We start from the raw sequence: 13,328 nt of genomic DNA, 5'->3' as shown, positions 1-13,328 counted from the left end.
GTCGTAATAAATTGTGTTGTTAATGCGATTACGTTACCCCGAGACGGCTTTGAGGAGAGCCTCCGCCGCCGCGTTGACGTCGTACGGCCCCATCATGTGTTCGCTCATCGCCGTCTTGCAGTTACCCATCTGCTCCGGCGGGACGGCCAGTCCGTGCGCGATGGTCGGTGGGTACTTCTCCGAACTGGTGAGGTCCTTGTACGTCATGGCGATGAAGTCGCTCAGTTCGCTCGGGTCGATGTCGGTTCGAAGCGGAACCGAGCCTTTCAGGTTGTTGAAGGCGATCTGCGCCTTCTTCGTTCCGACGAACTTCTCCCACGCGATGGTCTCTTCCTTGGAGGGGTTGTTCATCGGCGCGACGATGGAGTCGAGGTGGTAGCAGTACACGCCCTCCGTGCCCGGGAACGGAATCCACCCCCACTGCTCCTGGTAGTTGAACGAGTCGTTCGAGCGGAACTGCCCCGCCAGCCAGTTGCCCTGGTGCATGCAGGCGACTTTGCCGTTTATCATCTTCCCGCCCACGTCGGTGAAGCTGACCGAGGAGGCGTCCGAGGTGATGTAGTTCTGCTGTATCTCCTTGACCGTCTTCAGCGACTTGACGATCTTCTGTTTGTTCCCCTTCCCCTCGATGAAGTTCGTGTACGCGTCGACGCCCGATTGGCTCATGAGGACCTGCGCCCAGAGTTGGAGCACGGTCCACGGCGCCTTCATCGCCTGCCCCATCGGCGTCACGTCCGTCTCCTCTTTAATCGTCTTGAGCGCCGACATCAACGCGTCCATTGAGTTGAGGCTCTTGGGATCGACGCCGGCATCCTCGAACACCTTGATGTTGTAGAACAAGTTGTTCATCCGATGAGATCCTAGCGGGACGGCGGGCATCTTGTCGTTGAAGGTGCAGAGTTCGATGGCCCGGTCCTGTATCACGTCCTTGTATCCCTCGGCCTCCCAGACGTCCTTCTCGAGGTCCATGAGGTGACCTCGATAGCGCTCCAAGTTGTTCCCCGGCCAGTTGGCGAAGGAACTCATCGGGTTATTGTTCACCATCCGACGGAGGATGGTTGCGTTCAGGTTGACGTTCGCGCTCGCCCCGACGGCTTGGAAGTTCGTCTCCATGTCGGGGTACTCCTCGCGGAACGCCTCGATGAGGGCGCTCACCGCGGCTTCGCCGTCGCCGCCGGACCAGCCGTGAAGCACTTCGAGCGTCTCGTTCCACTTTCCGCTGCCGCCACCGCCGTTTCCGCTCGTCGCGCCGTTCTCTCCCCCGCCGTTCCCGCCGGCACAGCCCGCCAGCCCGGCGGCGAGTCCGGTGCCGAGCGCGGCTATATACGTCCGTCTGTTCGTCTCGGGACCTGCGTCATGTTTAACCATGTACTACCGCCTGTTAGTTGTGAGATATTAAACCCACCGAAAGTAGTAGTTATTTTCATAAATAACTAGCGCAATTAACAGTTAGAGAAGCCGTGACTATCGGCGTCTCCCTCCTCCGCTACTCGGCGGGCGATCCAGCGACGGTACGCCCTCCTCACGGCCGACCGTCGTCCGCGGACCGGACGGTCTCCACGGAGTCGAACGTCCACCGCTGGCTGGTGCCGCCGGTCCGGTCGTACTGGATGACATTCGCACCGTCGGCCGTCGAGGGACCCAGCACGTCCGCCACCTTCCCGGAGTTGATGTTCCGACGTCGACACGTACTACCGCCACTGCTCACCAGCGCTCGCGTCTGTCGCCGGCGAGGTGGAACGTCGTCCCGGGGACGCCTTCTCTCTCGCCGACCCCCTCTCGGACCGACTGCGAGCGGAGCGTCCCGAGTACGGAACTGCGAATTCGTCGGCGCTCCTTGGATTCTCTACTACAGAACGAACCGGATCGTCGGAACGATGTTCGTTACGGACGTAGATCCGTAACGGCCTTCGAGGCCAGCGAACAGGGTCCGAGAGGTGGCCCGGAGAAGGGGCCGTCTCCGAAACCGAGAATGGGCCCTCAGTAGTTTATGTTGAGTTCAACGACGTTCGCCGCACTGAGGACTTGTTCGGAGAACTCGCCGTGGAGGTCGTCGTCGCTGACGCGACTCGCCGGGGCGGAGACGCTTATCGCGCCCAACACCTTGTCCGAGGAGGTTTTGACGGGGGCCGCGACGCAGCGCAACCCTTCGAGACGCTCCCCGTCGTCGATGGCGTACCCGCGTTCGCGGATGTCGTCGATCGCTTCGTACAGTTCCTCCCGAGAACCGATGCTCCGCGGCGTCTTCCGTTCGAGGCCGTGTTGCTCGACTATCTCCTCGACCCGGGACTCCGGGAGGTACGCGAGGATGGCTTTCCCCAGCGCCGTGGTGTGGAGGTGGGTTCGGAGGCCGGCGTAGGTGTCTAAGTCCACCGCCCGGTCGCCCTTCGAGCGCATCAGGTACACCCCCATCCCCTGCTCTTCGACCAGCAGGTTGGCGAGTTCGCCCGTCTTGGCGGCGATGGCCTTCACCTCCGGTTCCGCGACCTGGTAGAACTCCATGGATTTCCGGATATTGCCGCCGAGTTCGAGGAACTTCAGACCGAGTTGATAGTCGTCGCCGTCTTTCAACACGTAGTGGTGCTTCCGAAGCGTCGAGAGGTGGCTGTGCACCGCGCTCTTTCCCATGTCGAGACTGTTCGCTAACTCGGTCACGCCGCAGGGACCACGCTCGGCCAACTCGTTGATGAGGGCGAGCGTCTTCTCGGTGGTCTTCACCGGATGTTTAGCGTCCATGATTATCCATTAATATTATCGCCTTCTCAATAAGTGTTCTGTTCTACAAAACGGACGCTGGGCGTACCGGTGGACTGTTCGTCGCGAGGGAGCCACCTGTGACCCTACGCGGTGTGCGACGCGCCTGCTAGCCGTCCTCGGACAAGAGGAAGTGGCGGCGGTGTCTTCACTTGTCGCGGTGGAGTCGTCGGATGTCTCTCTCGCCGGAGACAACTCGAAGCCAACGCAGGCGACAGCGCCGTTTTCTGGACATATGTTTTTGTACTTCGATGGCTTTCGCAGGAATCGGTCGAACGCTCGGATCTGTGTCGTTGCTTCGCGGCGCGGCGCTTCGGTGCGAACGGGTCGAGAGGTGCCGTGGTTCGTTGCAGTTACTGCCCTCGTCCGGCCGTCTTCCTCCTCAAAATATGTGAGGGATTTACTACCCTCGCCCGGCTTTGGGAGTGCGATGAACACGGGAGTCTGTTACTTCCCCGAGCACTGGGACCGCGAGCAGTGGGAAGCTGATATCGAGCGGATGGCGGAATCGGGAATCGAGTACGTCCGCATGGCCGAGTTCTCCTGGAACCGGATGGAGCCCGAACCGGGGGTGTACGAGTTCGAGTGGTTAGAGGAGGCCGTAAACCTCGTCGGCGACTCCGGGATGAAAGCGGTACTCTGTACGCCCACGGCGACGCCGCCGAAGTGGCTTCTCGACGAGTACCCGAGTATCCGCCAAGAAGAGCGGGACGGTACGCCCCGCGAGTTCGGTAGCCGTCGGCACTACTGCTTTAATTCGCCGGTGTACCGGAGGGAGAGTCGGCGGATCATAGAGGAGATGGCGAGTCGCTTCGCAGACAATGAGTACGTCGCCGGTTGGCAGACAGACAACGAGTTCGGCTGTCACGATACGACGCGTTGCTACTGTGACGATTGCGCTTCGGCGTTCAGGACGTGGCTCCGCGAGAAGTACGACTCCGTCGACGCCCTCAACGAGGCGTGGGGGAACGCGTTCTGGAGCCAGGAGTACGGGTCGTTCGCCGAGGTCGACCTCCCGGGTCCGACGCCCGCGCAGGACCAGCACCACCCGTCCCGCCTGTTGGAGTACAAGCGGTTTGCGTCCGACAGTGTCGCGGAGTACAATCGGCTTCACACGGGGATTCTTCGGGAGACGAACTCCCGGTGGTTCGTCACTCACAACTTCATGGGCAACTTCCCCGACATCGACGCCTTCTCCGTGAGCGAGGATCTGAGCTTCGCGGCCTGGGACTGCTATCCGACGCTCTTCAGCCAGCAGATACCGGATGCGCCGGACCCCGCCTCGGAGGAGGGAGCCACGCTCCAACGGGTTGGGGACCCGGATATGGTCGGTATGAACCACGCGCTCTACCGCGGCGCGAGCGACGGGCCGTTCTGGGTGATGGAGAGCCAGTCCGGCGACATCCGTGCGTATCCGTATTCGGCGGAACCCGCCGACGGGATGGTCCGACTCTGGTCCCACCAAGCGGTCGCTCACGGCTGTGACGTCGTCTCGTACTTCCGCTGGCGGCGATGCCGCTTCGGACAGGAGCAGTACTGGGGCGGACTGAACAACTACGACGGTTCACCGGACCGGGGCCTCGCGGAGGCGACGGAAGCCGCCCGGGACTTCGCGGAACTCCCGGACCTCGATGCACCGTCCGGGGACGTGGCGATGCTCGTGGACTACGATAGCCTCTGGGCGCTCGAAACCAAACCCCACACGCCCGAATTCCACTACTTCGCGCACCTCCGAGCGTACTACCGAGCGTTTCGCTCTCGGGGCGTGACCGTGGACCTCGTGCCGGCGAGCAGGGACGTGAGCGAGTACGCGGCGGTCGTCGCACCGTCGCTGCACCTCGTCGATCAGGAGCTCTCAGAGCGGTTGACCGACTACGTTTCCGACGGCGGCGAACTGCTTCTGACGATCCGAACCGCGATGAAGGACGAGTACCACAAACTCCGAGACGAACTCGCACCCGGTCCGCTAGCGGAGCCTCTGGGCGCGCGCGTCGAGCAACACGAGAGTCTCGCACCCGGCCTGGAGAAGCGGGTCAGCTACGACGGTGAAACTTACGAGTACAGGACGTGGGCGGAGTGGCTCACCGCGGACGAAGCGCCCGTCGTCGGCCGGCACGAGACCGGTGTCGCCGAAGGCGAACCGGCTATCGTCAGGAACGACTACGGGAACGGACACGCCGCGTACGCCGGCGTTTGGCCGGAAGCGGAACTCGCCGACGCGATTACGACGGCTCTCCTCGAACGGGCCGACGTTCCGTTCGGCGAACGCCTCCCCGAGTTCGTTCGACTCGCCGAACGCGACGGCTACACGTGGGTCCTGAACTTCCGAGCGGAGCCTCTCGAGATCGACCCCGGAAACCGAACCCCGACGCTCGGCGGGACGACGGTTCGAGGCCGCGATCTCGCCATCGTCGACGCACCGCCGCACGAGATAGACATCGTTGAGGAGAGGTAACGAACCTTCCCGTCGGCGGTTTTCGCTACCGGACTGGCGGATCGGCTCCGCCTCGGTGATTGTGTAACTTCTTTTGTGGATTCTCACTCGGTCCGAGCGTGCGCGAACCGCACCGATGTTCTCGGGTCACGGTAGCGCACAGCACGCCTCTCGGCGGTCAGTCGCCGCGCGTCCCGGTGATACGGAGTCCCGAGTCCGGGGTTACTTTACGACCGGCTGCGAGCCTCTCGGTATGACGACGAGAGAGACGCTCTCGGTGGATGCGGCCCACGAGGGAGCCGAGTACGCGAACCGGCATTTCCGGTCTGACCTGACCGTCGAGCGGAAGTCGAGCAAGACGGACGTCGTCACGGACATCGACCGAACGACGCAGCGCCGCGTCGTGTCGGTCATCCGCGACCACTTTCCGGACGACGCCGTCGTCGGCGAGGAGGAAGAGGAGCGAAAGACCGTCCCCGAGGAGGGGTACGCGTGGATTATCGACCCCATCGACGGGACGCAGAACTACACCCGGGGGATGCACGACTGGACGACGAGCGTCGCCGTCGTCGAGGACGGAACGCCGCTGAGCGCGGTCAACGTCGCCCCGGCGCGCGGGGAGACGTACCGGGCGACGGAGAACGGCACGCGGTGCGACGGACGGTCCGTCTCGGTGACCGACGCGACGGACTCGGAGACGTTCGTCGTCGCTCCGACGCTTCGGTGGACGGCCGGGAACGCCGACACCGTCGGGTCGCTCTCGGAGATACTCACCGAACGGTTCGGCGAGGTGCGACGACTCGGGTCGGCGCAGTTGACGCTCTCGATGGTCGCCTCGGGGGCCCTCGACGCCGCCGTCGCCTTCGACGAGGACCCGAACGCGTGGGACACCGTCGCCGGCGCGTACCACGTCACGCAGGCGGGCGGCACCGTCACGGACCTCGACGGCGACCCGTGGCGTCCCCACGCCCGAGGTATCGTCGCCTCGAACGGCGAGGCCCACGACGCCCTCCTCGACGCGGTGAACGCGGCCACCGAGTGACGGAGTCGCCGAGGACGTGGCGCTCGTCTCGATGAGTACGAAAATTTTTGTCGGATATGCGCGGCTTGGGCTCGTATTTCTCATCTATGGAAACACAGAATGGTCGAGTAAACGGACGTTCCGACGATACCGGCTGCGATATTTTCGATCGTCGGGTAATATGATTCTCTTCCTTACTTCGGTTCCCGGTTTGTCTGCCGATTTTGTACTCGTCTGAATAAGCGAGGGGTACGGCGCTACTCTCGAAGAACGAGCAAGGAGAACAGAATTACGTGGACTATCACCGGCGACGAGAGAGGACGACGCGGTTACGTGAGGGGCGTCGCCTCGCGCTTGTACTCGGCGAACGCCGCCGCGGCCCACGAGACGGCATCGTCGTCGTCCATCTCCACGAGGGCGCGCGGTTCGTACTCCTCGTGAGCGACGAACTGCGCGGTGTCGTCGATGAGAGCGACGCCGTAGCGAAGCGGTCCGTCGTGGACGTACACGCGGTACCGGTCCGTCGCCGTCATCTCGTCGTACAGCGACGCGTACCGCGGTTTCGTCCGGAGCGTCTCCGCCGCGTCGGATTCGACCACCAGTTCCGCCCGCGCCCCGTGGCCGACGATTCGGTCGCGAAGCGTCTCGTGGGCGTGGAGACCGGTGAACGGCACCGCCATCCGACACTCGTCCATCTCGCTCAACGCGCGGACGTGGCGGGTACGTATCGCGTACGGGTCCGGCGGGTCCGGGAGGTGGATGTCCGCGTCCGCGAGGCTCCGAACGTCTACGTCGAACTCCCCTCGAGGGACGAACCGCAGGAACGGAGACAGTCGCTCCGTGATTTCGACCACCTCGCGCAACTCCGCGAACGCCCGCGCCACGGCGTCGCCGGCCTTCGTGATTTCGTAGGTCCGCCCCGTCCGCCGGACCCATCCCGCGGCGGCGAGCGTGTCGAGATTTCGCTGGAGCGTCGTCCGAGAGACGTCGACGCACTCCGCGAGTTCGCGCCTGCGGAGTTCCCGTCGCTGCACCAACTCGGCGAGTAGCGTCGCCCGCGCCGTCGAACGCGCCAGGAGCGCGATGCGTTCCACCGCGGCGTCCGCCTCGGCGTCGCTCACACTAGTGACCGTACGCCGATGACAGCCATAAGTGTGCGTAGCTGTCGGAAAGCGGGGCGTTCGGCGTCGCCGTTAGATAGGTGTCAGAGGCCCTTCACTGACCGAAGGCCGAGCACGCCTCTTATCACATCGTCACCCACGAACACATCTAATGAGAGTAAAGTTCGGATATCGTGTCGGTTCCTCCATCGAATTGTTTTCGTGAGCACACGGTATGTGTTCGGTGAAATTACCCGATACCGCAAATTCACCCAGCCGGGGAGGTAATGTTGGTAATTCACGTCGGGTGATGCGAGGAGATCCCGAATGTCGAACGACGAACCCAACGCAGACCAGTATCAAGAGGAACTCAGTGAACGTGCAGAAGATGGAGGAGGGTGTGCAGAGATGTGGGAGACGCTCTCCGAGAGACGTCGGTCGGACGACGGCTCCATCGGACGCCGGAGCTTCCTCGGAACTATCGGAGCGGCGAGCGCGGTAGGGATGTCTGGAACCGCCGCTGGGCGGTCCGACGAGACGGAGATAGAGATTCGAAAGGAAGACTCGGAAGTCGACTCCGAGTCGGCTACGGCCGTGACGAAGACAGAAGCAGCTGAACATTTACTCGACACCCTCGTCCGTCCCGAAGCCCGTCCGGAAGACACCACGCGAACAGATATCTACCTCAACGACGAGCAGATGGGGTACACCTTGAACGTGCCCCTCGAGTACGGCAAACTGGCTGTCACGTACGACCCCGCTGGCGAGATAGCAAACGCCGGTGCTTCACTTTCGTCGTCTGAGGTGCCGGCGGGCGTCCGTCAGAAACTCTCGCGCGGGCTCGAGTGGCCCAATTCCGAGTCTGGCAGGCTGATGACGGAGGGGGCCGACCACCCGGTTCTCTTCACGCGAGGGACGACCGACTCCGAGGTCGAACGGGCGAAGGATGTAGTCGACGAACCGAGCGCGTTCGTCGAGATGATCGGTCTCGTCAACGTGACGGGCGAATCCTCGAGTGGGGAACTCGATATCCCGGGGAGCGGAGCCTATATCGCTACGTTCGAGGATGCGACATACGTAATCGACGCACAACTGAATCGAGTACTCGAAGAGACCACTATCGAGGAACTGCTCGGCGCGAGCACAGGAGGATTTTCGACTCTCGTCTCGACGTGCGACTCGAAAGCGGCGACGTGCGCGGTGGACGTGGTCATGGCGGTTCCGCACTGTACCCTCGCCTCGGTCGGATGCGGTCTCACGGGCGTTGGAGCGCTGGGTTGTTTCGTCCTCCTCCTCTCGCTCTGTGCACCGAACCTCACGCTCATCGGCCTCTCCGGGGCGTGTACGTACGTCGCGAGGAACTGCCTCTAAAGCCCGAAAAATCTAACTAATCCATCCTACAACTTCTTACAATGCCTCGCTTCCCCGACGTCCTCCGTGATTTCGCGTATCTCTACGTACTCGCAGTCCTCGCTTGGGCAGTCGCCCTCAGCGGGTGGACGGTCACTCGCGGAGGACGCATCAACGCGACCCTGTTCGCCGACCAGTGGTTCATGTTTCTGCTCATCGCTATCGTGATGATCATCCCAACGTTCGCGTACCGGTGGTCGAAGAGTAATCTTCAGTGAGACGCGGCTACGAAGGCCAGGAGGCGGGTTCGGCGACGGGTCCCCTTTTCCTTCTACTCCGCTCGGTCGTGTACGCTGATTCTAATTTCGGTTGCTGGTTGCGTGGTCAGCGAGGGAACGACTTCCAGAGGCTGGCGTAGTTCCGGACGTAACTCGAACCGCTTCAGGAGTTCGGAGAGGACTATTTTGACCTCCATCAACGCGAACCGTTCCCCGACGCACCGCCGCGGTCCTCCGGCGAACGGGAAGTACGCGCCCGGTGAGAGTTCACGTTCGAATTCGATCGACCAACGCTCCGGATGGAACTCCGTCGGAGCGTCGAACCACCGGGGGTCGCGATGGACGACCCATTGGTTGAGCGCCACGAGGGACCCGGCGGGGACGCGGTATCCGCTCAGCGAGTCGTCGGTAGTGGGCTGTCGGAAGATACCGAACACGGGCGGAAACAACCTGAGCGATTCCTTCAGTACTTTATCGAGTACGGAGTACTCACCTCGCCGTTGGAGGAGCGTCCGAACCGGGAGTTCCCGCACTTCCTTCGCGAGCGTCGCTTGTGTCTCTTGGTGAGTCGCCAACAGGTACCCCGTGAAAGTGAGCGCGAGCGCAGTCGTCTCGTGCCCTGCGACCAAGAGCGTCACCACTTCGTCCCTGACCGGTCGCTCGTTCTGCGTTAGCTCTGAGTTCTGCAGTCGGCCGAGCACCGCCAAACTCTCTTTCCCCCTTGCCCGGTGCTGTTCAACGAGTTCCTCTACGGCCGTATCGAGCGTGTTGAGGGCCCTCCGATACGCGAGATTCTCGGGCGTCGGAATCCACTCCGGGAGGTAGATGTAGGTTCGACTGATCCGTTCGAAGTGCGCCAAGATACGCTCGAACGCCGGTTTGAGCTCCCACGACTCGGTGGACAAGTCAACTCCGAACAACACTTCGACGATGATGTTGAGCGTGAGACGCTTCATCTCCACTTCGAGGTCGATTACATCCCCGTCGGAGAACTCATCTGCGACCGACCTCGCGTGGAAGCGTACTACGTCTCGGTACTTCTCGATCTGCTGCGAGTAGAACGCAGGCTCGATGGCCCTCCGGTTCGTCCGCCACTCCTCGCCTTCTGCGAGAACTAATCCGTCTCCGAGGAGGGACCTCGTCACTCGTTTCTGGAACCCTCCTTTTCGGTAGTTTTCGTTGTTCGAGACGAGAACTCGCTCAATGTCGCTCGGCCGAGTGGGGAGGATGAGACGCTGACCCGCAATCCGTAACTGGACGGTGGACTCGTACTCTTCGTTCAACTCTGTGAACCACTTTAACGGATTTCGGCGGAGGAACTGGTGGGTGTGTCCCACCAGTGGAAGTGTCGGCGGTTCTGGCGGACTGTTCGAGGGTGATCGTTTGGACGTATCGTGAGACATCTGTTAGCGTCTCCGTCGAGTGCCGTCGAGCGAATCTGGCATAGTCACTCTTCTGACGGCCGGTACGGAACCGAACCCTCTTTGAACGATTCCAGCCGGTCTTTCGCCCAACTGACCGCCCGTGGTGATTCGTTCAACAGTAATCCTTGGACGCCCTTGTGTTGGTGGACCGTGACCCCGGCGGTGTCCTTCCGGTCGCCCTCCATCACCCAGAGTGAATACGGAAGGACGTCCTCCGTGACGTACAGGGTAACGTCCCCTCTCTTGACGATTTCCGTGAAGGAGTCCCTGAAGTCCAAGAGCCTCTTGACTGCGTCCCGATGAATGATAATCTCCGCAGACAGTCCGTTCTCGTCGACGGCTGCCTCCACCAAGTCGATATACGAAGTGAGGATTATCGGCGCGAGTCCTACGAGACGAGATGCGTTCTGTAACCGTTCGATACTCGGTTCGAGTGTTGATTCAGGAATATATCTATCCCCCACGTGAACCTCTGCTTCCCGCAGGAACGTGATATCCATCTCTTTGAGGCTAGGGTTTTCGTTGAGCACTTCGGCCGTCTGAGCAACGTCGTCCATCCTGTCGATGTACTCTCGGTGGACGCTGTAGGACACTCGTCCCGACGGAGTCAGGTGGTATTCCCCGTCGACGTTCTCGAGACAACCGTTCTCCACCAGTTCTGCCACCGCCCGATCGATAGTGGAACGAGAGCTCTCCACGTCGGCGACTAACTCGGGCTTTCGTTGCGGGTTTTCCCTGAGGGTTTCGAGAATCTCGAACCTCTTGTGGAGCGTCTCTCGGAGGGAAATGCTCGGGGACTCGTACATACACGTTGGCTGTATGCAGCAGGTAAAAATGTAAGTACGATACCATTATATAAGGGGTGGAATTATAACAAAAACAAGATATCGAGGGCGAACACACCGTTGAGAAACGTAGCCCAGTAACCCACGTCGAAGACTGTAGCGACGATGTCCGTTTGGATCCGTTCGGAGCGACCTCTCACGAGCAGATAGAGGGAGAGGTACCCGGCGCTCACGACGAGTATCCCTAACGCGCCGTACCACGCTCCGATGAGGCTAGCGACCAGTCCACTCGCTCCGGTGAGGACGGCCGCTAACAAGACGCTCCAGCTCACGCCGATATCCTGCGTGAACGTCTTCAGTCCGGACTCTTGGTCGTAATACGTGTCTGCTGCTTGGTGGAGGACGTGATAACCGAACGAGTAGAGAAACACGACGATGAGAGTGCTCGCGAGATGCTCTCGACCGACGGCGTACCGACCACCCATATCAGCGGCAGAAGCACGCAGAATACATCAGCGCCCGTCGTCACGATGTGGTTAAACACGCCCCACTCCTTGAACCGTGGGGGATACGAGTAGGCGAATCCGCAGAGCGCAAGAACGCTTCCCCACGCTACGAACAACGCCGAATTCGTTTCCAACGAGACGAGCGCCCAGAGAACGAGACCGAGTACGAGTTCTCCCACAAGTAGCGTGTACGCAGTTTCGTGACCGAACTCCTCTACCGCGTGCGACGTGACTTCCTTTTCCGGATTCGCCTTGTCTACCGCGTAGTCGTGGAGTGTGTCGGCGATGGAGGCCTGCATCTTGGTCAGCATCGCCGCGCCAAACACGAGCGCTATCAGCGCTACGTCCTCGCGGCTAAAGAAGACGCTGTAGCCCGGACTTGCGATACCCGCTGCGAGTAGAACGTACGCGACGTTGTATCCCAGCGTCTCCGGGAGACGGTTGATTCGAGAGAACGCCCTGAGCTTCGCTGCGAGCGCATCTGCGCGACGACCATTCAGAACGCATACGGACGCCATCACGACATAGTACCCGAGAGCGTGTGATTATGTCACCTATCGGCAACTCCACCAGCTACTGGGGACCCCGAAACGAGTCAGAGTCCCCGCAATCGTCGAGGGTACGTGAGTCCCGACGGTGGCCTCGGGTGGATCAGAGAACCGACCCCGGATGGCGGCGCATCCGAAGCCGAATTTCGGAAACGGTCTCGGGGAGGGAGTCAGAAGTCGTTGTCCCGGACGGTCGAGGGAGAGACTATCCGCTCGTCGAGGTACACCTCCACGTTGTACGAGGGGTCGGCGGGAGTGAGGCTCAGTTCCTCGACCGTTCCGGAGAACAGGTAGCGGTCGCCGAGATACGTTAACCCGCCGGCGTCGGCGGGTAGCGGTCCCGTCTCGTCCGCGGCGGTGAGCGTCCCGTCGTCGTTCTCGACCGGTTCGTCGTCGCTGTCGGCGGAGAAGTTACCGCCCACGGTGTCGGGGTTCAACGTGCCCTCCGCCTGGATGGTGTACTCGGTGGGACCGTTGGCCGCGATAGTCAGGAGGTTCAGGTCGCCGTCGTCGGTCTGCCAGTCGGGTACGTCGGCGGGCGCGACGGGGTCGCCGTTGTAGTAGACGTTCACGTCGTACCCGGAGTCTTCCACCTCGAACGAGATGTACCCGAAGGTTCGATACCGGTCGCCGAGGTACGTCGTCCCGCCCGCGTCCTCGGGTAACGGTCCCGTCGTGTCCGTGATTGCCGCGTTGTACGGGCCCGGCCCGTCGCCGGGTTCGTCGTCGTCGTCGGCGGAGAAGTCGCCGCCCACGGTGTCGGCCTCCAACGTCCCGTCCACGGTGAACTCGTACTCCGTCGGGCCGTTCGCGGCGATCATCAGCGTGTGGACGTCGTCCGACTCGTCGGTCCCCTCCGCCGCGACGCTTCCGACCGGGAGACTCGCCGCCCCCAGTCCGGCGACGGCCGCCTTTATCGCCGTCCGTCGGTCGAACGTCGCGCCCCTCGCTCTGGACTGGGAGGGACCGTCCGCCCGCCTCGTTTGATAGTCGTTCTCTCTCATACCAGTTACTGATGACAACGCCGAGACAGATAACTGCTCTCGACGTTCACCGTGCGCGGCGTGCACGATGACCGCGGGATGCACACCGTCGGGCGCGCGCACGGGGTCGCTTGCTCCTCCCGGC

General features: G+C 61.9%; 13 protein-coding genes. 4 read left to right on the top strand and 9 right to left on the bottom strand.

Annotation, left to right across the window (positions count from 1 at the left end):
- Positions 1–33: 33 nt before the first annotated feature.
- The 3 genes from ACZ522_RS04235 to xacR form a co-directional block, all read right to left on the bottom strand.
- Positions 34–1,368, bottom strand: coding sequence for an ABC transporter substrate-binding protein (locus ACZ522_RS04235; RefSeq protein ID WP_379692053.1), 1,335 nt, complete (start codon positions 1,366–1,368; stop codon positions 34–36).
- Between the two features lie 154 nt (positions 1,369–1,522).
- Positions 1,523–1,708 carry an RICIN domain-containing protein gene (locus tag ACZ522_RS04230; protein WP_379692054.1) on the bottom strand — a complete coding sequence of 62 codons (186 nt, stop codon included), beginning with the start codon at positions 1,706–1,708 and terminating at the stop codon, positions 1,523–1,525.
- Positions 1,709–1,980: 272 nt separating this feature from the next.
- A complete protein-coding gene (xacR, locus tag ACZ522_RS04225) occupies positions 1,981–2,736 on the bottom strand; it encodes an HTH-type transcriptional regulator XacR (RefSeq protein WP_379692055.1) in 756 nt (251 codons plus the stop codon).
- 448 nt (positions 2,737–3,184) lie between these two features.
- On the opposite strand from xacR, the gene ACZ522_RS04220 reads away from it, so the two are divergent.
- Together ACZ522_RS04220 and ACZ522_RS04215 are read left to right on the top strand one after the other, a co-directional pair.
- The gene (locus ACZ522_RS04220; RefSeq protein WP_379692056.1) at positions 3,185–5,209 is read left to right on the top strand and encodes a beta-galactosidase; all 2,025 of its coding nucleotides are present in this window, start codon (positions 3,185–3,187) and stop codon (positions 5,207–5,209) included.
- Positions 5,210–5,441: 232 nt separating this feature from the next.
- Positions 5,442–6,230 carry an inositol monophosphatase family protein gene (locus ACZ522_RS04215; protein WP_379692057.1) on the top strand — a complete coding sequence of 263 codons (789 nt, stop codon included), beginning with the start codon at positions 5,442–5,444 and terminating at the stop codon, positions 6,228–6,230.
- 308 nt (positions 6,231–6,538) lie between these two features.
- Here ACZ522_RS04215 and ACZ522_RS04210 read toward each other — a convergent pair whose 3' ends face one another.
- Positions 6,539–7,330: a helix-turn-helix transcriptional regulator gene (locus ACZ522_RS04210; protein ID WP_379692058.1), complete on the bottom strand. Its 792-nt coding sequence runs from the start codon at positions 7,328–7,330 to the stop codon at positions 6,539–6,541.
- 306 nt (positions 7,331–7,636) lie between these two features.
- Here ACZ522_RS04210 and ACZ522_RS04205 point away from each other — a divergent pair, with 306 nt between their 5' ends.
- The gene (locus ACZ522_RS04205; RefSeq protein ID WP_379692059.1) at positions 7,637–8,680 is read left to right on the top strand and encodes a hypothetical protein; all 1,044 of its coding nucleotides are present in this window, start codon (positions 7,637–7,639) and stop codon (positions 8,678–8,680) included.
- 41 nt (positions 8,681–8,721) lie between these two features.
- A complete protein-coding gene (locus ACZ522_RS04200) occupies positions 8,722–8,937 on the top strand; it encodes a hypothetical protein (RefSeq protein ID WP_379692060.1) in 216 nt (71 codons plus the stop codon).
- 53 nt (positions 8,938–8,990) lie between these two features.
- On the opposite strand, the gene ACZ522_RS04195 is transcribed toward ACZ522_RS04200, so the two are convergent.
- The 5 genes from ACZ522_RS04195 to ACZ522_RS04175 all read right to left on the bottom strand — a co-directional run bounded on the left by ACZ522_RS04195 (position 8,991) and on the right by ACZ522_RS04175 (position 13,204).
- The gene (locus ACZ522_RS04195) at positions 8,991–10,340 is read right to left on the bottom strand and encodes a cytochrome P450 (protein WP_379692061.1); all 1,350 of its coding nucleotides are present in this window, start codon (positions 10,338–10,340) and stop codon (positions 8,991–8,993) included.
- 44 nt (positions 10,341–10,384) lie between these two features.
- Positions 10,385–11,167, bottom strand: a complete 783-nt coding sequence (locus ACZ522_RS04190) for a helix-turn-helix transcriptional regulator (RefSeq protein ID WP_379692062.1) — start codon at positions 11,165–11,167, stop codon at positions 10,385–10,387.
- Between the two features lie 62 nt (positions 11,168–11,229).
- The gene (locus ACZ522_RS04185) at positions 11,230–11,478 is read right to left on the bottom strand and encodes a hypothetical protein (RefSeq protein ID WP_379692063.1); all 249 of its coding nucleotides are present in this window, start codon (positions 11,476–11,478) and stop codon (positions 11,230–11,232) included.
- 23 nt (positions 11,479–11,501) lie between these two features.
- On the bottom strand, positions 11,502–12,170 hold the full coding sequence (locus tag ACZ522_RS04180) for a UbiA prenyltransferase family protein (protein WP_379692064.1): 669 nt from the start codon (positions 12,168–12,170) through the stop codon (positions 11,502–11,504).
- A 200-nt stretch (positions 12,171–12,370) separates the two neighbouring features.
- Positions 12,371–13,204: a hypothetical protein gene (locus tag ACZ522_RS04175; RefSeq protein ID WP_379692065.1), complete on the bottom strand. Its 834-nt coding sequence runs from the start codon at positions 13,202–13,204 to the stop codon at positions 12,371–12,373.
- Positions 13,205–13,328: the final 124 nt, after the last annotated feature.

The organism is Halopelagius fulvigenes (genome assembly GCF_055398025.1).
Note: the sequence above shows the minus strand (reverse complement) of the source record. Positions and strands in the feature narration are given on the sequence as shown.